Raw genomic sequence first — 22,707 nt, forward strand, 5'->3', positions numbered from 1 at the left:
CGTGGCTTTAATGCTTTAAAAGTAAAAGCGAGGTATAAAACCTCGCTTACTATATTCAAAAGCCCTATTTGATCGGTGCTATTTAAGCCGCGATTAAATAGGACTCTTGTCCTGAATGTTTGTTGCTGCGTTTAAACGAGCCTTTGCCTTTTTTAGCTTTAACTACTTGTGGTTTAAATAATTTAGAGGTGACCATCGCCGCTAGTGCATTATGGTTTATAACGCCTCGCCCTGTGTCTACCGCGCTGGTGTTTGCGGTTTTTGCTTTAGATTTTTTAGTCATATATTTCCTATCAGCCAATGGTTATTTTAAGTTAAATAATAAAAAGGCTTTTATATTAGCCTATTTAAGAGATGGCGATTGTAGGCTTAATTTTCAACCGCGCAAGTATTTTTAATGCCCAACAGGTACTTTTTTAGTAATAAAAAAGTATAAAAAAAGCGCAGTTAATAACTGCGCTTAATATTACTTTAGTTTACTTTATAAATTAAAAACTAAAGCTTACTTTTGCATAGTACGTTCTGCCGTCAAAGCCGTATGGCAATGCGCGTACTGGGTATTTAAATGCGCCGTTGGTGATAAAATTAAGTACTTCGTCATCACCTAATTCATCTGGTGTTTCGTCAAATACGTTATCGGCACCTACCGAAAGCGCAAACATGTCGTTAATTTGGTAGCTAACATTTAAATCAACTAACACAGCAGATTCAACCGTACTTGTTGGTTTAAACGACCCCGTTGGCGAAAGCTCACCTGGTAATGAAATATGGTCATTACCAAAGTATTTTACGTCTGTTTCGCCAAAGTAGTTAAAGCGAATGGTTGATGTGTAGGCATCGCGCTCGTAGTCAAACGTAAGCGTTGCACGTTCACTAGGTTGTCCGTCGGTAAAAAAGCTACGTTGTAAATCATCAAAAGCAACCGCTTCAGGAATACCGTCTTCAGCGTTTACGCCGTCAATTTTAGTATCGTTTAGGTTACCCGCAAAGGTTACTCCTAAATTGCCGCCTTCAACTTCAGTGCGGTACGATGCAATAATATCAACACCTTGCGTAGTAGAATCAACCGAGTTTGAGAAGTAGTTAGCTTGCACAGCTCCTGTTGCTTGTAGGGCTGCAACTGCTTCTGAGCTAAACGATACGTCGTCAGCGGTAAGTAAGCTGCCAAGTGTAATACGGTCTTCAATTTCTACGCGGTAAAAATCAACCGTTAACGAAAGCTCGCTTGTTACATCGTAAACAAAACCAGCACTGTAGTTTGTTGAAGTTTCAAGCTCTAAGCTATCTACGCCTAACGCACTTGGGAAGGCTGTACCGGTGTTTGCAGTGAACGACTGCGTTAATGTACCGTCTGAACCTAAGTTAGTTGTAAAGGCTGTATAACCACTTTGTTGAAGTGATGGTGCTCTAAAACCAGTAGATACCGCACCACGTACTGCAAAGTCATCTGAAAATTCATAACGTGTTGCTAATTTACCAATTAAATCATCCCCAGCATCTGAGAAATCTTCATAACGTAGCGCACCACTTACGTTCCATGCGTCGGTGATCATTGTTTCTACGTCTACATAAACTGCGTAGCTGTTACGGTCGCTGTCGTTAGCCGCTTCAGGGCGTAGGCCGTTATAAGCCTGAAAACCACACTGTGCAAATTGGTCTGGATCGTTTACTGATGGGTACGAGGTATCCATATTTGCTAGTCCACAGGCGTATGATGCTTCATCGCCAGGTACTATTTCGTAGTTTTCTTTACGATATTCAGCGCCTACTGTTACATATAAAGGTTCACCACGGCCAATATCTACAATACCGTTTACATCAAGGTTAAGCGTTGTTTGATCAAATCTAAAACCACCTGAGTAACCGCCACTAGGGCCTGAGTTTGCTGCAATATCGGCATCGCTTGCACTTGGGTTGTTAAATAAATACTCAGCCGCGTAAGAAGCGTTTAATGTATTACGTGATGTAAAGTCGTATTGGTTTTCACCATAAACGGCCGATACATCGTAATTCCAATCTGTGTTTATATCGCCTTTAAAACCAAGCGCGACTGAAATATCTTGTGCTTCGTTATATATGCGCGGTAAAAAACCATCGCTATATACTTGAGTTACGTTTTTAGAGGCTTCGTTAAAGTTACGGTAAAAACCATTACCCAGCGCCGTGCGCTCTGAGTAGCCACCAAACGAGTAAAGCTCGCCGTCGCCCATTGGTAATGCCATGTTGTAAAATAACGACGTAAATTCACTTTCTGAGTTACCTTGGCCCCAGCGTACATCTTCACTTAACGTACCTGGTTCAACATTAAGCGAACCACCCGTATCACGCTCGGCGCGGTTAGTGCCATCGGCATCACGGTACTCAAGCGATAGGTTAATAAAGCCGCCTTCGTTACCTAATTCAAAACCACGGTTTAAACCTGCTGAAATAGTGTCGCCGTCACCTTCACTTGTGCCGCCGTATTGTACAAAACCCGTTGTAATACCGGTTGAGTTATTAAGAGATAAGTTAATTACGCCTGCAATAGCATCAGAGCCATATTGCGCCGCTGCGCCATCGCGTAATACTTCAACGCCTTTAAGGGCCGTTAGCGGAATGGCATTCATATCGGTACCCGCAGCGCCTGCGCCTACTGTACCGTTAAGGCCAAAAATTGATTGGTTATGACGACGTTTACCATTTACTAATACAAGAGTTTGATCTGGCTGTAAGCCACGAAGTGTGGCGGGTCTAAATAAATCAGAACCGTCTGATACTTGTGTACGCGAAAAGTTAAATGAAGGCGCTGTCGCTTGAAGGCTTTGGCCAAGCTCGGTAAAGCCACCTTTGGTTAAATCATCTGCGTCAATTAAATCAATAGGAGAAGAAGACTCAGTAGAAGTACGGTTAGATACACGCGATCCTAATACAGATATTTGCTCAATGTTTTTAGCAGCTTGCACTGGTGCTTCTTCTGCGTTAACAATGCTTGGTGCGCTAAACGCGAAAGCAACGGCTACAGCAAGTGTGTTTAAACGGTATGTTGGCATAGTGATGACCCTGTTTTTTTGTGTTCTTATAATATGTGTGTGGTTATGGTGCTCATAACCTGTTGCAAACATCCTAGCAACATATGCAAACAAAAAGAAATGAAAAAAACTAAATATTTGGTCTAAGTATGCAAATAAATTTCAAGATAAGAAAAAACCACCTTTAATCGATTAAAATACACGCTACAAGGGCATTAAACTTCAAAAAAAGATCTGTTAACTTTTTATTTACATTGTGATTTTGTTCGTTAGTTTACGCTTTTAAAGGTAATAGGCAGCGGATGGTCGTACCTGTCCCTAATGTGCTGTTAACTTCTATTTTTCCGCCATGATCGCTCACCATAGCGTATACAAGTGTCATACCCATACCGGTACCTTCTCCAACTTCTTTTGTTGTGTAAAAAGGGTCAAACATATGCGCTATTGTGTCTTCACTCATTCCACAGCCATTATCTTTTACCTCAATACAGATATTTGTGTTTAGTTCAAAAATATTGACCTCAATAATGCAGCCTTTTTCTAAATCAAGCTCGCATGCTTGCCAAGCATTCATTAATAGATTTACAAAAATTTGATTAATTGACGATAAATTGCACCAAATAAGTGGTAGTGGTTCAAACCGCGTTTTTATCTCGCATAGTTTGAGTTTGTTACTTAATAATCTTAAAGCATTATTAGCACCCGTTGTTACATCGGTTAGTTGCTTATCTTGCGAGGAGGAGGGGTGGGCAAAGTTTAATAAGTCATGCACAATTTGTTTTATTCGTTTGAGTCCTTCAACGCTGTCGTTAACTTGTCCCTGCAAATTGTTATAAAGCCACGCATACGGATACTGTAAATTGAGTATGTCTATTTCGTGTTTAAAACGGCTCTCTTTAATTTCGTTGTTTAAGTATTGCTCGTTAAGCTTTAGCAACGTGATAAGCAAAGGAGTAGAATTTTGTAAGCTTTCTATATTACTCATTGCATAGGCAAGCGGGGTATTTATTTCATGGGCTACGCCTGCACAAAGCGTTCCTAAGGTTGCCATTTTTTCGGTTTGCACAAACAGCATTTGCTGGTGTTCTAAATCGGCTACTTTTTTTTGTAATTCATTATTTATGGCAACTAAAACGGTGCTTTTATCTTTGAGTAATTGTTCTGCGGCCAAGCGCAGCTTTTGTTCGTTTAAAAAAGCACGTTCAAAATTACCATCTGATCCATTCATTCCTTTCATCCATATAGATAACTTTATACTTAACGTTTAGTCGTCTACATGCAAATTTGCAACTTTAGTGTGAGCATTTATCTACTTATAGATAATAACCACATTAGGTGACTCCTACTCTATATAAAAGGTAAGCATAAACAGGTCACGGATGTTTTTTTAAGCTATTATTTAGCCAGAAGTAATTTAAAGGCGGCGCAATGACTCAAGCAACACCAAACACACCAATGAATCAGGTTGATGTACTTTGTATTGATGATGACGAAATAGTACTACGTACGTTAACACGACTACTTGAAGTAAATGGCTTAACGGTTATTGTTTGCGATAATCCGCAAAACGCACTAACACTTTTTAAAAATCATGAATTTGGTTTAATTATTAGCGACATGCGGATGCCAGTAATGAACGGTGCCGAGTTTTTAGAAAAAGCGCGTGCGCTGGCACCCGACACTCAACGCATTTTATTAACCGGTTACGCCGATATACAAACAACCCTAGCGGCTGTTAACCAAGGGCAAATAAATGGTTACATTCAAAAACCATGGCAAAACGACTTATTACTTCGAAGCATTAAAGATAGCCTAGAAAAATTTGCGCTAAAAAAGCAAAACAAAAAATTAGAAACACAAGTTAAGGCACAAAACCAAGAACTACTTGAGCTAAACAACACGTTAGAGCAACGAGTAGAAAAACGCACCTTACAAATTAAACAAGTTTTAAAAAAGCTAGAAGACGCCAACGAGCGCGAAAAACAAGAGCACAAATCAACCGTTGAGCTGCTATATAATTTTGTTAACGCAAACCCTTACCTTGATGGCAACAAAGCACAAAATATTGCAAATACCTGCACACAAATAGCGCTTTACTTAAATCTGTCGCAAAAAAGCATCGATCTTGCCCCAATGGCGGGTTATTTAGCACAAATAGGTTTGCTTGCTATGGACCCTGAACTTTATAAAAAACCGCTAAATCGGCTAAATGAGCAACAACGTAAGACCTTTTATACTCATCCAAGTACTGCACAATTAATGCTAATGCCAGCAATACACTTACACGATTTGTCGGATGCTATTTATTATCAGTTTGAACGTTTTAACGGAAATGGAATGCCCAAAGGCCTTGCTGGAAACGACATACCGATAGGGGCTATGGTATTAGGGTTAGCGCGCGACTATTGGGATGCGTTTGAGCAGAGCAATGCAAGCGATGAAAAGCAGCGCCATGAGGACGCACTCGAAAGTGTAAAACTTTATAGTGGTTCGTTTTACCACCCTAAAATAGTTCGTGCGCTTGAAGCAAGCCATGCAAAACTACACGAACAAAAAAGTATCGCAGGATCAGTACTAATTTGTAATGCTCATGAACTCAAAGATCAAATGATACTCGGCCATGCTCTGCACAGCCATTCGGGTATAATGTTGCTGCCTAAAGGTCATGTATTTAGCCGTAAATCGATAGAAAAACTGCAGCAACTAGAATCTAAAAAACCAGCCCCATTTAGAATTATGGTTAAAACTGCTAAATGATTGATCTAAACGGCAGTTTTTTTCGTTACAATGTGCATAAAATACATTATTGAATTTGCTTGAAGGAGCACTCTGTGTCGCGATTTTCTGCGGTTACTGACAATCCCCATGATGGGCGTTTTAACCAAAAAACGGGAATACTGCTTACTAACCTAGGTAGCCCTGATGCACCAACAGCTGCTGCGCTTCGTATATACTTACGTGAGTTTTTATCAGATCCACGCATTGTAGAAATACCACGCCTAGTATGGATGATAATTTTACATGGCATTATTTTGCGTGTGCGCCCTAAGCGTTCGGCTAAATTATACGAAAGTATATGGACCGAAAATGGCTCACCGCTTACTCACATTACTCGCCAACAAAGCGTAAAGCTAAATATCTTATTAAAAGAACAAGGTTATACCAATACTGAAGTGGTAATGGCTATGCGCTATGGTAATCCCTCAATAGAGGCCGGCCTTGAGGAGCTTCGTGATAAAGGCTTAACGCGTATTATTATATTGCCAATGTATCCGCAATATTCTAGCCCAACCACGGGTTCAACGTTCGATGCTGTATCAAGCGTACTGCGTAAATGGCGCTGGGTGCCAGAGCTTCACTTTATTAATGGCTATCATAAAAACACCCGTTATATTGAGTCACTTGCTAATAGTATTAGTGAGGATTTAGAAGCGAATGGTATGCCACAAAAAATTGTTTTTTCGTATCACGGTATGCCTAAACTCTTCTTAGAGCGCGGCGATCCGTACCATTGCCTATGTTTACAAACCACGCGCTTAGTTGTCGAAAAACTGGGCCTTGATAAAGACAAAGTAATTAGTACTTTTCAAAGTCGATTTGGTAAAGCCGAGTGGTTAAAGCCTTACACCGATGCAACCCTTGAAGCCCTGCCTGATGAGGGTATTACCGATGTAGCCATTATCAGCCCGGCTTTTAGCGCCGACTGCCTAGAAACACTCGAAGAGCTAGAAGGCGAAAATCGTGAAATATTCGAAAACGCAGGTGGCAAAAAGTACCGTTACATAGCGGCACTAAACGACAGAGACGACCATATAGAAGCTGTGTTTGATGTTATAAAACCTATGTTGTAACCCAAGCTTACTAAAGCTAAATATATTACGCATTAAGCGGTGTTAAAATTAACACCGCTTTTTTGTTTTTAGGGCTTTTAAAATATTTAGCTAATTAATCCACAAAGAGGTTAAGAGGCGCTGTGCTTTTAGAGTAGTGATAAAACATAAAAATACTGTTTTTGGCTTTCTCATTTACTCCTCTTTTACTTCTCATTGTGCAAATAAAAGCTTTTAAAGAGCTAATTAATTCACAAAGAGGTTAAGAGGCGCTGCGCTTTTAGAGTAGTGATAAAACATAAATATACTGGTTTTTGTTTTTAGCTTTTCTCATTTACTCCTCTTTTACTTCTCATTGTGCAAATAAAAGCTTTTAAAGGGCGAATTAATTCACAAAGAGCTTAAGAGACGCTGCGCTTTTAGAGTAGGTGATACATATTGGCCGATCTGGTTTTTCTCAGTTATTACTGATTACCTTATCTTTGTGGAAGAAATTACTTATACTTTTAATAATAATTAAAATAAATAAAAACGCATTGTGGAGGGGAAGAATACCTAAGCAACAGCAATTAAACGCTATCGCTTAAAGTATAAATCAATCGCTTTAGTGAGGAGCTCGTCGAGTTGTTCTTCAAATTCTTCAATATTAATATCAAAGTGCTTTAAGTAAGCTCGAGCCTGCACAAGAGATAAATTACGGCTGTTAACGCTATATTGTCGCTCGTCTATGGTTTTATCGTAACGAGGTAAAAATACAAATTGGCCATAAAATGGTGACTTAATATGTTTATTTGCAAAACGACAAAAATCTTCAACATGCTCAGCACCCTTAGGGCCAAGGCAACCGGGCTCGATGCGATACATTAAGCGAATTTTTTTGTCGTCATTTATTTGCATATAAAGCCTTTATCTAAAAAACAGTACGCGTACTATTTTTCCATCTTTAATTTGGTAACTCGAAATAAGTTCTGAGCGTTTATCAACTACCTTTTCGTCAGTTGAGCAGGTTTCTGATAGTTCGTGATCAATCACTATATCACCGTGTACTATGCGCTTAATTGGTGATGAGTGAATACACTTTAACTTTTTAAACATTAGCCCATAACGTTCTATTAGTTTTTCTTTACCTTTAAATAATAGCTCATTAGGGAAAATATAAAACTCAACATCTTCGGCATACACACGAAGAAACTCTTCAATGTTACGCGCGTTATACGCTTTAACTAACTGCTCTACTACCGCAAGTGATTCGCGAGATTGCTTAGCTTTAGTTTGTTGCTTAACTGTCAGCGCTTCTTTTGCTTGCGTAACTGCTTTTTCAGCTTCCGCTACAGCCACTGCTTTTTCTATTTTATTTTTAGGTTTTTCAGTAGGTTTAATCTGCTCGTTACCCAATACCTTTGAATCGTCTGGTTTAGTCGCATCAATTGTTGGCTTTTTAAGCTCAGGTGCTTTGTATTCAAGCGTATTTACTTTGTCGTCAGCTTTGACTTGAGTTACTGATTGCTCATCTTCAACTTTTGGTTTTTCAGCGTTTGCTTGAGCTTCAACTTGCTGCTCTTTTTGCTCAGGCTCGCTTTGTTCTGCGGCGTAAGTAATAAGCGCAACGGTGGTAATTAACGAGGCAAAAATAATAGATAACGGTTTCATAACTTTCCTAAAATGAACACTAAACACGTGTAATACCAATTACATTAAATAAGTGATCTATTATAGCGTCAAGAAAATAGCACAATAATAAGGCGAAAATTGTGACATATAGTTGTTCTATATGAATAATTTTTAACGCAGTTAGTGAGTTATTTAATGCGATAGAATGATCATATTTTTGATAATATTGGTATAAGGGTGCAACATAGCAAATTTTAACGTTATCGGGTAGTTAATACCACCACTGTAGCCTACCAGTACTGCTCTACAGTAATGTTACCGGGTGCTTTGCGGCGGTTACGCGTAAAGTTTTTATCGAGAAGTAGCGCGGTGGTGTCTTTTACCATTTGTGGGTTTCCGCAAATCATAAATTGTGCATTACTAGGCTCAGGGTTTAATTTTACATGTTCAAACAAGCCGTTGCTCTCAATTGCGTTAGTAATCCGCCCACTTAAGCCTTGTAATGGCTCTTCTCTACTTACAACAGGAATATAGTTGAGTTGCTCGGGGTACACTCTTAATAACTCGTTAATAAGTGCTTGATAGCTTAAATCGTTATTAAAACGTACACCATGCACTAAGTTTATGCTTTTGTATTTTTTCCACACATCGGGCTGTTGCAATATTGATAAAAAAGGCCCTATGGCAGTGCCAGTACCTAACATCCAAAGCTGATCGCTTTGTGGTATTTCATCAAGGGTAAAAAAGCCGGTTGCGTGTTGTTCTATTAATACGGTTTCGCCAGGTTGTAATGTAGCTAAACGAGGAGAAAGCAAACCGTCAATAACGTTAATAAGGTAAAACTCAAGATCGGGGTTTTCAGGGGCGTTCACATATGAATAAGCCCGAGCAATACGCTTGTCGCCATCCATAATAGAAAGCTTTGTAAATTGCCCTGCTTTAAAAGGCTCTACATTAGCATTAACGGTTAAGCTAAAGAGCGTTTCGCTCCACCATGTTACGCTTTTTACTGTTGCTTCAACCCAATTAGACATAGTTACCTCTTGGTTTAGCCATTAAAGTTTTAAATAACTCACTCCATAAACATTAGCATTAAGTGACAAAGACTTACAGGAGAATATGACTAGATTTAAAGCAGTGATGTATGCAGAATTTACCAATAAAATAATGTGAATAATTAGCTCTGCGATAAGAGCCATTAATTGCATAAGGAAAAGCGAAGCAGCAGTAACTAAGAAAAATAAAGTCAAAAAAACAGTGCTTTTTTATTTTATCACTCACTTTAAAAGCGCTGCGTCTTATATCACCATTAGTGAATTATTTACTTGAAAAACTATTGCACTAGGAGAAGCCAAAGAGGAGTAAATGAGAAGAACCAAGCCAGAAACGAGTATTTTATCACTGACTCTAAAAGCGTAGCGTCTCTTAACCTCTTAGTGAATTATTTATTTAAGCCTTTGTTAATTAATTTTATAGTTAAACTCAAATTCCACACATAAAAAAACGGCGCTAAATTTAGCACCGTTTTTATAAGCAATTAGAAAAAGTTTACGCTTTTTTCTCTTCACAACTTGCTAGGTATTCGTCAAACGTACCTTGGAAGTCGATTACTTTTTTATCTTTAATATCAATGATACGCGTAGCTAATGACGATACAAACTCACGGTCATGGCTTACAAAAATAAGCGTACCTTCAAAGTCTTTAAGCGCATTGTTAAGCGCTTCAATGGCTTCCATATCCATGTGGTTAGTTGGTTCGTCCATAACAAGCACATTAACGTCTTGCATCATTAACTTACCAAATAACAGGCGGTTTTTTTCACCACCAGAACAGTTACGCGCTTTTTTGTTTGAATCGTCTGCTGTAAACAACAAACGGCCTAACATGCCACGAACCATTAAATCGTTGTGCTTAGCTGTACGCCATTGCGACATCCAATCAAACAACGTTAAATCGTTTTCAAAATCTTTAGTGCTGTCTTGCGGGCAATAACCAAAGGTCGCATTTTCAGACCATTTAATTTCGCCTTCATTACTTTTAAGCTCGTCTACTAAACAGCGTAAAAATGTAGTTTTACCCACACCATTTTCGCCAATTACAGCAAGCTTAGCGCCAGCTTCTAATAGTAAGTCGCCACCAGTAAATAACGTTTCGCCATCAAAACCATGGCCAAGCTTATTAACTTCAAGCGCTTGACGATACATTTTTTTACCTTCGTCAAACGAAAGTGATGGGCTCATACGGCTTGAAGATTTAACTTCATCAAGCTTAATTTTATCCATTTTTTTAGCGCGCGAACTCGCTTGTTTGGCTTTTGAAGCGTTAGCACCAAAACGGTTAACAAAGTCTTGTAGCTCGTCAATTTCAGCGCTCTTTTTAGCGTTTTCAGCTAAAAGTTGCTCGCGTTGTAGGCCCGCAGCATCTAAAAACTTCTCGTAGTTACCAGGGTAAATACGTAGCTCGCCGTAATCAATGTCGGCCATGTGTGTACATACCGAGTTTAAAAAGTGACGGTCATGCGAAATAATAATCATCGTACATTTACGTTTGTTAAGCTCGTTAGCAAGCCACGTAATTGTATGAATATCCAAGTTATTGGTAGGCTCATCCAGTAGCAAAATGTCAGGATTTGCAAATAACGCTTGTGCTAAAAGCACACGTAGTTTCCAACCTGGAGCAACGTTTGCCATTAACCCGTAATGAAATTCTTTATCAATACCCGCTTCAAGCAAAATTTCTTCAGCGCGGCTTTCTGCCGTGTAACCGTCCATTTCAGCAAATACGCTTTCAAGATCGGCTACTTTCATGCCGTCGTCTTCGCTCATTTCTGGTAACGAGTAAATACGTTCGCGCTCTTGCTTTACTTTCCAAAGCTCCACGTCGCCCATAATTACCGCGTCTACAACGCTGTATTGCTCAAAAGCAAACTGGTCTTGGCTTAGGTTACCTAATTTCAACCCTGGAGTAATAGATACATTACCCGCACTTGGAACAAGCGCACCGCTTAAAATTTTCATGAAAGTCGACTTGCCGCAGCCGTTAGCGCCAATTAAACCGTAACGGTTACCGTTACCAAATTTAGCTGAAATGTTTTCAAACAACGGCTCTGCGCCAAACTGCATCGTAATATTTGCGGTGGAGATCAAAAAGGGTAATCCTAGATTAGTACTGACAGGAGTACGCTGCAGCAAAACGCCACAAACAAGAACCAGACAATAGGGTAAATTAGCTGGCGAATTATACAGATCAGCCACAACGAATGAAAGATAAAAGGCAGCTAATTTATAACCAAGCGAAAATAACGGCAATTCTTGTTTTTAAGCCACTATTTTTAGCGTATGTAGTGTTGAATGTGCTTACACCCACAATGTAAATAATTACTAATGCCAGGCAATATTAAATAAGTGTTGCAGTCAAAGAGCTAAGTTATTACCCATGCTTTAATGCACAGGTTGATAAATTAACTTTATAGCGGCTGCATTTTTAGTAATTAATTGATTAACGGTCGCCACGTCATCAAGTGTTAGCGACTCCTTACTTAGCATAAAGTGCACATTGTTAACGTTAATCGGTGTAATAGACTTTACCTGCGTAATTGAGGGGTGTTTTTTTACAAAGTACTGCGCAACCACTGAGCCTTCAATAACATAGTCAATTCGTTTTTTATCTAGCATGCTAAATCGATTATTTGCTTGGGCAGTAAGCACGACCTGTGTTGAATACTTAGTTTTTAGTTGTTCAAGCTCGTTACCAAAAAAGCTTCCTCGGTTAATACCAGCTGTAAACTCCTTACTAAAAAGCTCAGGTAAGCTTGTTACATCAGGCGAATCTTTATGTTTATAAAGATGCATAACTTCTTCGCGATAAGGCAAACTAAAATGCGCATATTGAGCGCGTTGTTCTGTGTAACTTGCAGCGTAGGTTATATCTACTCGGCCATTTTTAAGCTCAGCCTGAACACGCGAAAAACTCGGAAAATAAGTCCATTTAATACAAAATTTTGAATCTTTAAAAATAGCGTTTACAGCATCCACTTCTGTGCCTAAAAATGTATCACCTTGCTTAACAAGGTAAGGCGGCCAATTAGTTTCGTTAGTGCCCATCACTAATGTTTTTGAACACGCAAGGGCATTAAAGTGAGTAAATAGCAGTGTAGTAAATGTTAAAAATAAAGTTTTCATTACACTCCTAGTATTTAAACAGCGCTTTAAGTGCTGTTTTGTTTTTGTTTATATGCTCATTAATTACTGCAAGCTCAGTAACCGACACCGTTTTTTTGCTAAACATTAAATAAATATCGTCTTTATTTACATACTCAATGTTGGTTACTAATTTTATATTTGAGCCCTTTTGGCCAAAATAAGCACCCACTAACTCGTCTTCAATAGCAAAATCAATACGTTGTTTATTAAGCATTTCAAAGCGTTTACTGGTTGCACTGGTGTATTCAATCTGCTTTTTATATTTAGTTTTATATTGCTCAAATTCCTCGCCGTAGTAGCTTCCAAAGTTAGCGCCAACACTAAAGCCTTGTTTAAAAATGTCTTCGAGGTTTTTAACGCTATGCTGATTATTTTTGTTTTCGTATAAACGCATAACTTCAGTTCGGTAGTTATCACTAAAGTGCACATATTTAGCGCGCTCATCTGTATAACTTGCAGCCCACCCTAAATCAATACGGCCGTATTTAAGCTCAATAAAAGCACGCTTAGAATTTGGCAGCAACTTAACTTCAAAACAAAAAGGAGAGTCAGCAAATATAATGTTGAGTGCATCAACCTCCGAGCCTTGCAGCTTACCGTTAATGCCCATTACATAAGGCGGCCAAAAAGCATCGTGCGATGCCACGCTAAAGGTTCTTTCACAAGCAAATACATTAAATGGAGCCGTAAACAGCAAACATAAAAATACGGTAATTAATTTATTCATTACGCCTCATAGTTATTATTTTTGCTCATTATTACAACAGTATAAACCAGCTTTTGTATTTTAGCGGCGCGGGTTTGTTTAAATTTGTAAATATTTCGTTAAAAATTCATTTTAGGATAAAACAACCAAACTAGCGTTGTTGGTAACCTTATCTATGGGTACACTAATAATAAATTTATACATAGCAGGGCACGTTATGTCGCCAACTAAAATTCGCAACAATGTTATAAAACTCAGTGAATTAAGCACTAAACAACCAAACTACTATTTTATACAAGGTTATTTAATGGGGTTAGGTGCATTACCTCAAATGCTCACCCCGAGTGAGTGGCAACCTGATTTATTTGGAGATATTAACTTTCAAAAAGAAAGCGAGCTAAAATACCTCGAAAGCTTAATGGCTCTGTATAACCAAAGCATGGATAAAGTAATTCAAAACGAATTAAAAATGCCAGCAAAATGCAGCCTATCCAAGCAAGACTATCGGGATTCGTTAAAGCCGAACATGCCCCTACCAAGTTACTGTAAAGGGGTTTTACAGGCGCTTAAAAATATAAATAAACGTATACTTGATGCAGGGCAAAAACAGGCACTTAATAACTTAAGCAGTGTTTTAAAAGCATTTTCTAATGAAAAAGCAGCAGCCAAAGAATTTGGTGAATTTGCCCAATACAACGCCCAAGAATATAAACGTAATTATGTGTATTTTATGGCCGACGCTATTTTTGAACTTCGATTTAGTAATGACCTAACTTTAAGTGATGAAGATGAGGCCGAATTTAACAACAGCTTTTTAGACGAAGAACCGGATGAATTGGATGAGCTTGATGAATTACTTGAACTGGTACTTGCCGACACCGAGCTAAAAGCACTTGAGCCAATACAAATGTTGCTAGACATAATGGAAAGTGGGCTCATAACAAAGCAATTTATTAAAGACAACACTGGGCACTTTTGGGGCTTGCACGAAACCCGCCCTTATATGATGCTTCGCGCGCATCGAGCAAAAATACATGCGCTGCATGGTTATACCCAAAAAGCGCAGTCAGAACTCGAAGCGTTATTAACGCTAAACCCAAACGATAATCAAGCAAACCGCTTTTTATTAATGAACTGCCTAATCATTGATAAACAATGGGACAAGTTGGATGCTCTATTGGCCGACTTTGATTTTCAAGAACTACACACAACAGCAAGCCGTGCGCTAAGTGCTTTTGTAAAGCATGGTGATTCAAAACCCGCTAACGATTACAAAAAAATGCTCCAGCAGCAAAATAAACACTTTACCAAAATACTCACAGGCCAAGAAAAACTAAAAGAACAACAGCCGTCATATTACAGCCCAGGCAGTAAAGAAGAAGTCGCTGTTTATCTTGATTCGTTAGGTAAGCAGGCGTGGGTTTCGGTGCCTGCGAGTCTTTTTTGGCTAAGAAAAAAGTAAATAAAAAACGTTTAGCGTGATTTATATCGCGCTAAACATAACGCAGATTCAATTTTGAAGTGCATAACCGCTTTTTGAGTTTTTTATTCAATAGTAGAAATCACGCTTGTTAAGCGTGCAGCATCAATGTCGCTTATGTTCGCAAAGCGCCATACTTGAAATAATAAATTTCAAACTCGTCAATAAACACATAACATTCAGAAGTCATCGTTAATAACCTGCACTTTATTGGTTTTACGTTGCCGAGCATTGTAGCCACCTACTCCGGCGGCTAATTCATTAACTTCATCCATGAGCGATCCTTGTAATTGCAACACGACTAAAGCTTCAAATAAAATATCGCTTTTAACTGTCTCGCCTTGCTCAAGTTTTTGCACAGTAGAGCGCGACACACCAATCATTTTTGCAAAGGTGCTTTGCGTGTAATGCAAAGTGCGGTGCTGGCGTATTAAATCCCCTAATCGCTGCGCCATTTTTAAAGCTTGTTCCAATCTCATTAATGAGTACCTACTCGGTCATTAAGGTATTAATGATTACTTTAGCGGTATTTGGCTTGTTTGCAAATAAAAGTGATGATTTAAAAGTTATTGGTAATTTGTTTGTTGGTGTTTTAGAGCCGAGGCTTTAGTGAGAGGCGGCTTAATATCTTGTTACCAAGGATTGCAAGCGCCCTTGGAATCTGACAACACACTAGAGGAACACAGATAAGGGCGTTTGTATTGCATTTTAAATTTTATACTGCGTATGTATCACTTAACATCAGTGCTTAATAACAATGGCGTATTAATTTAAAAATTTCTACTTATTAAGCCTATATTTAATGCGCCTGTTCCTGTAGATTAAACAAATAATGAATGCAGTATTAACAGTGTCTTAGCTGTTAAACGATTAGCCAAGGAGCGGTGAGTCTCGTGTCAAACACCACACTTACTTATTACAACCAAAATGCCAAAGCCTTTAGCGACTCAACGCTTAACGTTGATATGTCGGCGCTTTATGCTGAGTTTTTACCGCACGTTGCACAGCACGGGAGTATTTTAGATGCCGGTTGTGGCAGTGCGCGCGATGCCGCATTTTTTAAAGCGCAGGGTTTCACTGTAAGTGCGTTTGATGCAAGCCCAGATCTGGCAGAGTTGGCAAGCAGTTACTTACAACAACCTGTAGCGGTTAAAACATTCCAAGAGCTAAATTGTGTAAATCAATACGACGGGATTTGGTGCTGCGCTAGTTTATTACACGTTCCAAAAGCTGAGTTACCGCAGGTGTTTTTAAACCTACAAAATGCGCTTAAACCGAATGGCGTTTTGTATGTATCGTTTAAATATGGCGATACAGAGCGTGTGCATAATGGTCGTGAATTTACCGATTTGAACGAAAATGCTTTAACGCATTTACTTAGCAATACGCAGTTAAAAGCTATTAAACAATGGCAAAGTGTTGATCAGCGCCCAGAGCGCGAAAGTGAAGTGTGGCTAAATGCGCTTATTAAAGTAGTGCACGTTTTATGATTGGAGCAATGCAGCAGCAACTCGACTTTATTGCTTATATTCAGCGAATGTTAGTTGAAGGTGAATTCACAGCTACTTATAAATATGCATTGTTACATGCAATTGCTGATGTGTGTGTAGAGCATAAAAGTAGTAATCCCGCTGCTCCAATGGAAATTGAAATCGACACTTTGGTTGATAAGTTTATTCAACTGTATTGGAATCATTCAGTGCCCTATGCGTTGGGTACAACAGATATAATAACCAATGCCGAAGATATGTTACTTAAGCAAAATAGCTTAGGCCAAGCAAAGTTCATTACCGAGATATTTAAGCTGCAAAATGCAGGTATTAAAAGTTATAACGCTTTCAAAAATCATCAGCAATACAGCAAAGTAATAAGCTCATTACGGCGTACATTTATTGATGGACCTCTTTGGCGCTTGCAGTTACTTTCGGGAAAAGAAGAGTGCTTTTTATATCCTCATACACTTTTAGGTAAAGGCAGAGAGCCAAAGCGAATTGTTTTAAATGTAGGTATTGCTCAGTGCTTTAGGCGTTTTTACGATTTGGTTGTGCATCTTAGTGTTACTGAATGGGTAGAAAAAGTACAAACAATAAAAGCGAATCAAACGCTATTAGGATCGCAAAGCCAGCTACAAGAGTTTTTGTTTGGTACTAATAGAACTGCTTTAAAAGTAGTTGCGCCGCTGCTTATTGATATTCAAAAAGGGCTTTGCTTTTATTGCCAAAAGCCAATGAATCTAAAAAACGAAAAAGAAACTAAAAAAACACCAGAGATCGATCATTTTATTCCGTTTAAGCGTTATCCAAACGACTTAGCACATAACTTTGTTGCTGCGCATGCTGATTGTAATAACAATAAGCGAGACCACCTTGCAGCATTCGCTCACCGCGACCGCTGGCTAGAACAAAACCTCGATACACACAAAGCCGAAATCGCCAATAAACTCCAACCTTACTTTTATTGTGATTCAGATAAGTCGCTTTCGGTTAGTGATTGGGCGTATCAGGTTGCACAGGCTAACAGTGCAAAGTTATGGGTAAAGAAAGGTTATTTTGAAGAAGCGGCTAGTTTTAAATATCAGCAACCAAGTACAGGGCTGGATTTAGTAGCGGAAGAAAAGCCAAGGTATGACGTGTAATACAGAATTTGTAGTTCGTGCTGTAGGCGGGAGTTTATCTCGCGCTTTGGGTTGTAGGCGCAGAGCTTGCTCGCGCGAAAAGCGAAGCTTTTAAACTTCGATGTAATTAATGTGTAGGTGCGATTTTATATCGCGCTCATAAATTGGTGTTTTGATGTGGGTTTAAAGGTTTAAAAACCTCTATTCGAGGTTATATCGCGTTGGCGATGGCAACCAAAGGGCGGCTGCCGCCGACCGCCCTTTGGAATCCCACGGCGCACCCGAGGATCACACTGTATCTTCAACTTACGTTAATAATGTGAACGTAACCAGCGTAGATAGGCCATCCATGGCCAAGCTACGCTTTGTACAGCATCCATGCTGTAAATTACTCATCATTAACTAAGTTTCAGGTGTGATCACGGGGAATTGGCGTGTGCTGGTAGATTGATGTTTATGAATGTAGGCGGGAGTTTACATCGCGCTTGTTAAATTAAAAATGCAATTTTTATTGGTTGTAAGTACTGACCTTCCTCATGCAAAGTGGGGTTTTTAACTTCTAGGCATGCTTTCGAAAAGTTGAGACCAGTTGGTTGATTTTGGCTAATTAGGAAATGAAAATGAAGATATCAGAGATAGTAAAAACTACGTTAGATCTTTTACAAAAATATATTTGGCTGTTAACAGTTTTCTTTTATATTCAAGGAACTGTTTATTATTCTAAATATTTAGAGCTGCTAAATGTTGATACTGATTATTATCCTATCAACTTCGAACAAGTACTATTAAACACAATGGCAATGTACCTACAACAACCTTTCTTGGTTTTCATACTTTTATGTATATGTCTTGGTGTAATAGCTATCTTCATTAATGATAAATTTATCAATTGGTCTAAGTTAAAATTTAGTAGCTTTAACAGTACAAACAAGAACGTTAAATCTTACACAGAGAGAGACCTGATAAAACCTATAGAGATTAACAAACCTAATAAAATTCAACGTTGTGGGGTGAATATTCTTGTTATAGCTTATTCTTTATTTGTTTTTTTAATTGTTTCTATAATTCCAGCTGCTTTAGTTGCTAAAGTTGATGCTGAGGATTTACTTGCCCATGCAGACAAACAAATCGAGCTAATGAAAAATGATAAAAGCTCTGTAAAAAGTAATATAAAAATAAAGTGTGATTCTGTATCAAAATCTTTCTCAGGGCCTTTTTTCAACATCAAAAGCTCTACGCTTTATCATTCTATATATGACGGGGAAACAACTATTACAATCCCAAATAGTTGTATAGAGTTTCGAAGCACTAACCATAAGATTAATCCTAGCTGAACGATTATTGCCCTAGTAGTAATTTACTGTTACCTTATTTGAAACATAATTAGAAAGGACTCTATAAAATGAAACTCAACCAAGTTTTATCAGTTGTTAACCAAGTAGAAAAATCAAAATTCATTTCATGCCTCGATCGTCTTTGTTCTGATGCCGCTAAAAACAATAAAAAACTAGCTAAAACAATCGATAATATCGACGGTCAAATTAAAAATGCCTCAGGTAGTGAAATTACTCAACTATTCAATACTGTTCGTGACTTCTTCAAAATCTCTGTCCAAGAACAAATATTAATGAGTAGCGCTCAGCTTAACTTATTGGTGAATATTTTAAGTCGAGACGGGAATGGTGTAGCAAGAATTAGTTGGATAGAGTCACTTTATGAAAAAGAATGGGTTGAGTTATCTAAGCTATCAAAAGAGCTCAAAGAGTGTATCCAGCAAGGCGCAGCCGAAAGTGTTTTAGAGCGAAACCGAGCCTTAAAAATTTACCATGCTTGTATGAAAGAAGCATACTTTAATGATGAAAAAAATAATCGAGAAGCTAAAGTTACAGATGATGAGCGCAGTGTTCTCAACGTTCTGGCTAATGAACTTAATTTAACTACTGATGAATGCGCTGCTGTAGAGCATTTAGTTGATGTTATTCCTAAAAATGGAGTGCTAGATGCCTTAAATAGCCTCAGAGATATGGGGTTATTATTTATCAGCAAAAAGCGACAAGAAGTATTCATCCCTGATGAAATAGTTACGCTATTGAATGAGATCCAAGGAAAAGATTTAGCTGATAAATACGTGCTAAGAATACTTAGAACGCTAACAGATGCCGAACTTTCCAATGCCTTAAAAGCCCATGGTCGTAAAATTAGAGGCGTAAGCCGAACTGATAAAATTCAAACAATTATACATTCAGGAATTAGCGCAGCTAAATTATTATCAGACGATATTCATAACGTTGAAGATAACCAAAATCAACGCAAAGACAGATTAAAGCAGCTGATACAAGATTTAGAAATTGATACAGAAAAACTAGGCACTACTTTAGATGAGCGCATTGGTCTGATACTGTCATCGCTATCAGGCGCTACAGAAAAAGAGTTTGATTCGCTGAGCGCAAGCGGCTTCAAACAGCTTTTAAAAACGCTAGAAGAACACTTTCCAACTATGCAAGCAGTGTTAAAAGAAGCGTTTGAACTTGAAGCGAACGAAGTTATTGATACCGAAAAACTACGTGCGTTAAGCATTACTCCTCACGATATTTTATATTTACTATCAAATGATGAAGTAAGAGAAGTTCGCGACAGCATGGGGCTTTCTAAGCGTGGCAATGCACGTTTTGCTATTTTAGAAAGCTTTGCAAACGCGACAGATAAGCTAATAGAGAACTATGACGCATTAGCACGTCGTGATATTAACGCATTAAGAGAAGCTGGCGCAGATGTAACAGAAGCCGACATTGGCGTTAAATTCGAAGAAGTTACAAAAGCCATTTTTGAACTACTAGAGCTTAATATTGATGAAGACTTACGAAAAGACTTAAACACCGCTAAAGATAAAGCCGATATAGTAATTTCACTCAGTGATAACGACATAATTATTGGTGAAGCAAAAACCTGTAAAAATGGTGATTTTGCAAAATACTCAACAACGTCTCGCCAAGTAAAAGCCTATGTAACCCGCGCTGAAAACCAAGGTAAGCGCGTAGCGCAGGTATTAATAATTGCCCCTAGCTTTTCAGATGATTTTATAGAGTCTGCTGAGATGGATACCGAGGTTAATATTTCACTACTCGAAGCACATGGCCTTAAGTTAATTCTTGATGCATACAAGTCAAAGCGTAACCCAAGTTTCGCGCCTAAGCTACTGACTAAAGGTGGCTTGTTGAAGGCTGAGTTAATAGCTAAAAATATTTAATTCTTACTTCTAGCTAAAACTTTTGGAAGGTACTCATGCTAGCTAATAATAAAATAGTTATGAATATTGCTAAACGTGCTGAGCGCAAAGGCAGTGATTACTTAATAAAATCATTTGTCCAATTAGATAATGTTTTTCCAACTCTATGTTTAGAAGAGAATCAGTTAATTTATGGTCGCCGAGGAACAGGAAAAACACACTTATTAAAATATCTATCTAGTCAATTAATCAATGATGATGAACATGTTATTGATTTGGATATGAGGTTATTAGGATCCACCTGTGGTATTTATTCTGATTCTAACTTACCCATAATGGAACGAACTGCTAGGTTGTTTTGTGATCTTTTATGTAATATCCATGAAGCTTTAGTTGGTATTGTCCAGGATGTTAGTGGCAATGAAGATTTTAATTTTTCAGAGGCTGTTTTACTTCTTGACCAATTTCTAGAGTTAGTGACAAATGTCAGCATTGATGGAAATAAAGAAGTGGAATCATCTTATAATCAAGCTGTTTCTTCTTCCAATACAAAAACAGCAAAATTTCTTTCAACACCATCATGTGCTATTGAATTTAATAGAACGGATAATTTAAGTTCTACGGACGGTACTCGAGTTAAAAACTCTGGCGTGGAAAGAAGAAAAATTCATATTGGGTCTGTCACTCGCGCTCTTAGAAAAATAGTAGATCTATTACCACAGAAAAAACTTTGGATTTTACTAGACGAGTGGAGTGAGATTCCTATTGAACTGCAACCTTATTTAGCTGATAGCATTAAAAGAACGATTTTTAGTGTAATTAGTATAAATGTAAAAATTGCGGCCATTGAGCATCGTTGTCAACTCAGGCTTTATAATAGTGATAAATCAATTGGTATTGAAGTATCAGCAGAAGCTTCTTCTTCAATCAATTTAGATGAATTTATGGTATTTGATAATGATAGAAACAAAGCTATAAATTTCTTTGGCCAGCTCATTCATAAACATAGCATGGCTTTAGAGCCAACTTGTAATAGTGACTGTAAATCTTTTTTATTAGAACTTTTTGCCTCCAGCAGAGCATTTGAAGAGTTTGTAAGGGCTGCTGAAGGTATTCCAAGAGATGGACTACATATTATTTCAAATGCAGTATTACATAATCCTTCTGGTAGGATTAGTGTTACTGCAATAAGGGAATCAGCAAGTCGTTGGTTTAATACGAATAAAAGTAAGGATGTTAATTCGAATAGCGGCGCTATTCAGATGTTAGATTGGATCATCAATAAAGTTATAGGACAAAGGCACTCACGCGGCTTTTTATTAAAATTAGATACTAAGGATGAAATTATAGATTTCTTATATGATTCGAGAATCATTCACTTAGTTAAGCAAGGAGTTTCAGCCAAAAGCCACAGAGGTAAACGCTTTAGTTTATATGCATTAGACTATGGATGCTATGCAGATTTATTGGCTACTAAAGATGAACCTAAGGGACTGATAATTGATGATAGTCAATATGTGGAAATTCCAAAAATTGACTTTAGATCTGTTAAAGATGCAATTTTGGACCTTCAAGAATATAAAAGTAGCTCAACTCTCCCTTTATTTGAAACCACAGACGACATATATCTGCATGCCAAGCACACGGGAAAAGTCCAAGATGACTATAGTGATTCAAATTTTAAAATCATAAACTCTCTACCTCCTAATATCGGATCATTAAAGTTAAAAAATACAGTGTATATACCTATTGTTTTTATCGGATTAGTCATCCGCGATAATATGGGTTTTAAAAAAAGTACGGGGGCCGAAATAACTCAAGCTTATAATGAGAATGTTGCTAAAAACGAACAAAGAAAAAAAGCTAATAATATTTCTAGAGCATTACGTGACAACAAGACTGTTATGGATGAACAATGGTTAGTTATTGATAATAGAAACTCTAATCCTTTATTTTCGTTATCAGATAACTGGGAAGCCCATTGGGAAAATTATTTTTGTCCAAATAATACATTCAAATTTAATTAAAA

Annotated in this window: 18 protein-coding genes; 8 read left to right on the forward strand and 10 right to left on the reverse strand. The window is 38.0% G+C overall.

Going from position 1 to position 22,707, the window contains the following annotated elements; translation table 11 throughout:
* Nucleotides 1-82: 82 nt before the first annotated feature.
* The 3 genes from QL995_RS02220 to QL995_RS02230 form a co-directional block, all read right to left on the reverse strand.
* Nucleotides 83-283: a ribosome alternative rescue factor ArfA gene (locus QL995_RS02220; protein WP_007583517.1), complete on the reverse strand. Its 201-nt coding sequence runs from the start codon at nucleotides 281-283 to the stop codon at nucleotides 83-85.
* Between the two features lie 205 nt (nucleotides 284-488).
* Nucleotides 489-3,029 carry a TonB-dependent receptor gene (locus tag QL995_RS02225; protein ID WP_165728793.1) on the reverse strand — a complete coding sequence of 847 codons (2,541 nt, stop codon included), beginning with the start codon at nucleotides 3,027-3,029 and terminating at the stop codon, nucleotides 489-491.
* A gap of 253 nt (nucleotides 3,030-3,282) precedes the next feature.
* A complete protein-coding gene (locus tag QL995_RS02230) occupies nucleotides 3,283-4,236 on the reverse strand; it encodes a HAMP domain-containing sensor histidine kinase (protein ID WP_007583514.1) in 954 nt (317 codons plus the stop codon).
* 200 nt (nucleotides 4,237-4,436) lie between these two features.
* On the opposite strand from QL995_RS02230, the gene QL995_RS02235 reads away from it, so the two are divergent.
* Complete coding sequence (locus QL995_RS02235; RefSeq protein WP_007583513.1) at nucleotides 4,437-5,765, forward strand: HD domain-containing phosphohydrolase; 1,329 nt, start codon at nucleotides 4,437-4,439, stop codon at nucleotides 5,763-5,765.
* Nucleotides 5,766-5,839: 74 nt separating this feature from the next.
* Nucleotides 5,840-6,859 carry a ferrochelatase gene (hemH, locus tag QL995_RS02240; protein WP_290292274.1) on the forward strand — a complete coding sequence of 340 codons (1,020 nt, stop codon included), beginning with the start codon at nucleotides 5,840-5,842 and terminating at the stop codon, nucleotides 6,857-6,859.
* 555 nt (nucleotides 6,860-7,414) lie between these two features.
* Here the strand turns inward: hemH and QL995_RS02245 are convergent.
* The 6 genes from QL995_RS02245 to QL995_RS02270 all read right to left on the reverse strand — a co-directional run bounded on the left by QL995_RS02245 (nucleotide 7,415) and on the right by QL995_RS02270 (nucleotide 13,379).
* On the reverse strand, nucleotides 7,415-7,735 hold the full coding sequence (locus QL995_RS02245) for a hypothetical protein (protein ID WP_007583509.1): 321 nt from the start codon (nucleotides 7,733-7,735) through the stop codon (nucleotides 7,415-7,417).
* A 9-nt stretch (nucleotides 7,736-7,744) separates the two neighbouring features.
* Complete coding sequence (locus QL995_RS02250; RefSeq protein WP_007583507.1) at nucleotides 7,745-8,488, reverse strand: nuclear transport factor 2 family protein; 744 nt, start codon at nucleotides 8,486-8,488, stop codon at nucleotides 7,745-7,747.
* 251 nt (nucleotides 8,489-8,739) lie between these two features.
* Complete coding sequence (locus QL995_RS02255; RefSeq protein ID WP_101164395.1) at nucleotides 8,740-9,483, reverse strand: ferredoxin--NADP reductase; 744 nt, start codon at nucleotides 9,481-9,483, stop codon at nucleotides 8,740-8,742.
* Between the two features lie 514 nt (nucleotides 9,484-9,997).
* The gene (locus QL995_RS02260; protein ID WP_010555514.1) at nucleotides 9,998-11,596 is read right to left on the reverse strand and encodes an ABC-F family ATPase; all 1,599 of its coding nucleotides are present in this window, start codon (nucleotides 11,594-11,596) and stop codon (nucleotides 9,998-10,000) included.
* Nucleotides 11,597-11,890: 294 nt separating this feature from the next.
* Nucleotides 11,891-12,631: a transporter substrate-binding domain-containing protein gene (locus QL995_RS02265; RefSeq protein WP_290292285.1), complete on the reverse strand. Its 741-nt coding sequence runs from the start codon at nucleotides 12,629-12,631 to the stop codon at nucleotides 11,891-11,893.
* 7 nt (nucleotides 12,632-12,638) lie between these two features.
* A complete protein-coding gene (locus tag QL995_RS02270) occupies nucleotides 12,639-13,379 on the reverse strand; it encodes an ABC transporter substrate-binding protein (RefSeq protein WP_290292287.1) in 741 nt (246 codons plus the stop codon).
* A gap of 196 nt (nucleotides 13,380-13,575) precedes the next feature.
* Here QL995_RS02270 and QL995_RS02275 point away from each other — a divergent pair, with 196 nt between their 5' ends.
* Nucleotides 13,576-14,820, forward strand: coding sequence for a UPF0149 family protein (locus tag QL995_RS02275; protein WP_290292290.1), 1,245 nt, complete (start codon nucleotides 13,576-13,578; stop codon nucleotides 14,818-14,820).
* A gap of 197 nt (nucleotides 14,821-15,017) precedes the next feature.
* Here QL995_RS02275 and QL995_RS02280 read toward each other — a convergent pair whose 3' ends face one another.
* Nucleotides 15,018-15,317 (reverse strand): helix-turn-helix transcriptional regulator, encoded by a 300-nt coding sequence (locus QL995_RS02280; protein WP_290292291.1) that lies wholly within the window; start codon nucleotides 15,315-15,317, stop codon nucleotides 15,018-15,020.
* Between the two features lie 414 nt (nucleotides 15,318-15,731).
* Between QL995_RS02280 and QL995_RS02285 the strand changes: the two genes are divergently transcribed.
* The 5 genes from QL995_RS02285 (at nucleotide 15,732) to QL995_RS02305 (ending at nucleotide 22,705) form a co-directional block, all read left to right on the forward strand.
* Nucleotides 15,732-16,328 carry a class I SAM-dependent methyltransferase gene (locus tag QL995_RS02285; protein ID WP_290292293.1) on the forward strand — a complete coding sequence of 199 codons (597 nt, stop codon included), beginning with the start codon at nucleotides 15,732-15,734 and terminating at the stop codon, nucleotides 16,326-16,328.
* Complete coding sequence (locus QL995_RS02290; protein ID WP_290292295.1) at nucleotides 16,325-17,473, forward strand: HNH endonuclease domain-containing protein; 1,149 nt, start codon at nucleotides 16,325-16,327, stop codon at nucleotides 17,471-17,473. The genes QL995_RS02285 and QL995_RS02290 overlap by 4 nt, the downstream gene beginning before the upstream one ends.
* 599 nt (nucleotides 17,474-18,072) lie before the next feature.
* Entirely contained in the window at nucleotides 18,073-18,786 is a 714-nt protein-coding gene (locus QL995_RS02295) for a hypothetical protein (RefSeq protein ID WP_197149864.1), read from the forward strand.
* Nucleotides 18,787-18,854: 68 nt separating this feature from the next.
* Nucleotides 18,855-20,699 carry a hypothetical protein gene (locus tag QL995_RS02300; protein WP_290292299.1) on the forward strand — a complete coding sequence of 615 codons (1,845 nt, stop codon included), beginning with the start codon at nucleotides 18,855-18,857 and terminating at the stop codon, nucleotides 20,697-20,699.
* Between the two features lie 35 nt (nucleotides 20,700-20,734).
* Complete coding sequence (locus QL995_RS02305; RefSeq protein ID WP_197149859.1) at nucleotides 20,735-22,705, forward strand: hypothetical protein; 1,971 nt, start codon at nucleotides 20,735-20,737, stop codon at nucleotides 22,703-22,705.
* The last annotated feature ends 2 nt before the right edge of the window (nucleotides 22,706-22,707 follow it).

It is taken from the genome of Pseudoalteromonas sp. APC 3358 (assembly GCF_030408075.1).
GTDB lineage: Bacteria > Pseudomonadota > Gammaproteobacteria > Enterobacterales > Alteromonadaceae > Pseudoalteromonas > Pseudoalteromonas arctica.

What these genes read in the sequence shown, in the direction of transcription:
- QL995_RS02220 (WP_007583517.1), bottom strand. Translation starts at nt 283, where the DNA reads ATGACTAAAAAATCTAAAGCAAAAACCGCAAACACCAGCGCGGTAGAC.
- QL995_RS02225 (WP_165728793.1), bottom strand. Translation starts at nt 3,029, where the DNA reads ATGCCAACATACCGTTTAAACACACTTGCTGTAGCCGTTGCTTTCGCG.
- QL995_RS02230 (WP_007583514.1), bottom strand. Translation starts at nt 4,236, where the DNA reads ATGAATGGATCAGATGGTAATTTTGAACGTGCTTTTTTAAACGAACAA.
- QL995_RS02235 (WP_007583513.1), top strand. Translation starts at nt 4,437, where the DNA reads ATGACTCAAGCAACACCAAACACACCAATGAATCAGGTTGATGTACTT.
- QL995_RS02245 (WP_007583509.1), bottom strand. Translation starts at nt 7,735, where the DNA reads ATGCAAATAAATGACGACAAAAAAATTCGCTTAATGTATCGCATCGAG.
- QL995_RS02250 (WP_007583507.1), bottom strand. Translation starts at nt 8,488, where the DNA reads ATGAAACCGTTATCTATTATTTTTGCCTCGTTAATTACCACCGTTGCG.
- QL995_RS02255 (WP_101164395.1), bottom strand. Translation starts at nt 9,483, where the DNA reads ATGTCTAATTGGGTTGAAGCAACAGTAAAAAGCGTAACATGGTGGAGC.
- QL995_RS02265 (WP_290292285.1), bottom strand. Translation starts at nt 12,631, where the DNA reads ATGAAAACTTTATTTTTAACATTTACTACACTGCTATTTACTCACTTT.
- QL995_RS02270 (WP_290292287.1), bottom strand. Translation starts at nt 13,379, where the DNA reads ATGAATAAATTAATTACCGTATTTTTATGTTTGCTGTTTACGGCTCCA.
- QL995_RS02275 (WP_290292290.1), top strand. Translation starts at nt 13,576, where the DNA reads ATGTCGCCAACTAAAATTCGCAACAATGTTATAAAACTCAGTGAATTA.
- QL995_RS02280 (WP_290292291.1), bottom strand. Translation starts at nt 15,317, where the DNA reads ATGAGATTGGAACAAGCTTTAAAAATGGCGCAGCGATTAGGGGATTTA.
- QL995_RS02290 (WP_290292295.1), top strand. Translation starts at nt 16,325, where the DNA reads ATGATTGGAGCAATGCAGCAGCAACTCGACTTTATTGCTTATATTCAG.
- QL995_RS02295 (WP_197149864.1), top strand. Translation starts at nt 18,073, where the DNA reads ATGAAGATATCAGAGATAGTAAAAACTACGTTAGATCTTTTACAAAAA.
- QL995_RS02300 (WP_290292299.1), top strand. Translation starts at nt 18,855, where the DNA reads ATGAAACTCAACCAAGTTTTATCAGTTGTTAACCAAGTAGAAAAATCA.
- QL995_RS02305 (WP_197149859.1), top strand. Translation starts at nt 20,735, where the DNA reads ATGCTAGCTAATAATAAAATAGTTATGAATATTGCTAAACGTGCTGAG.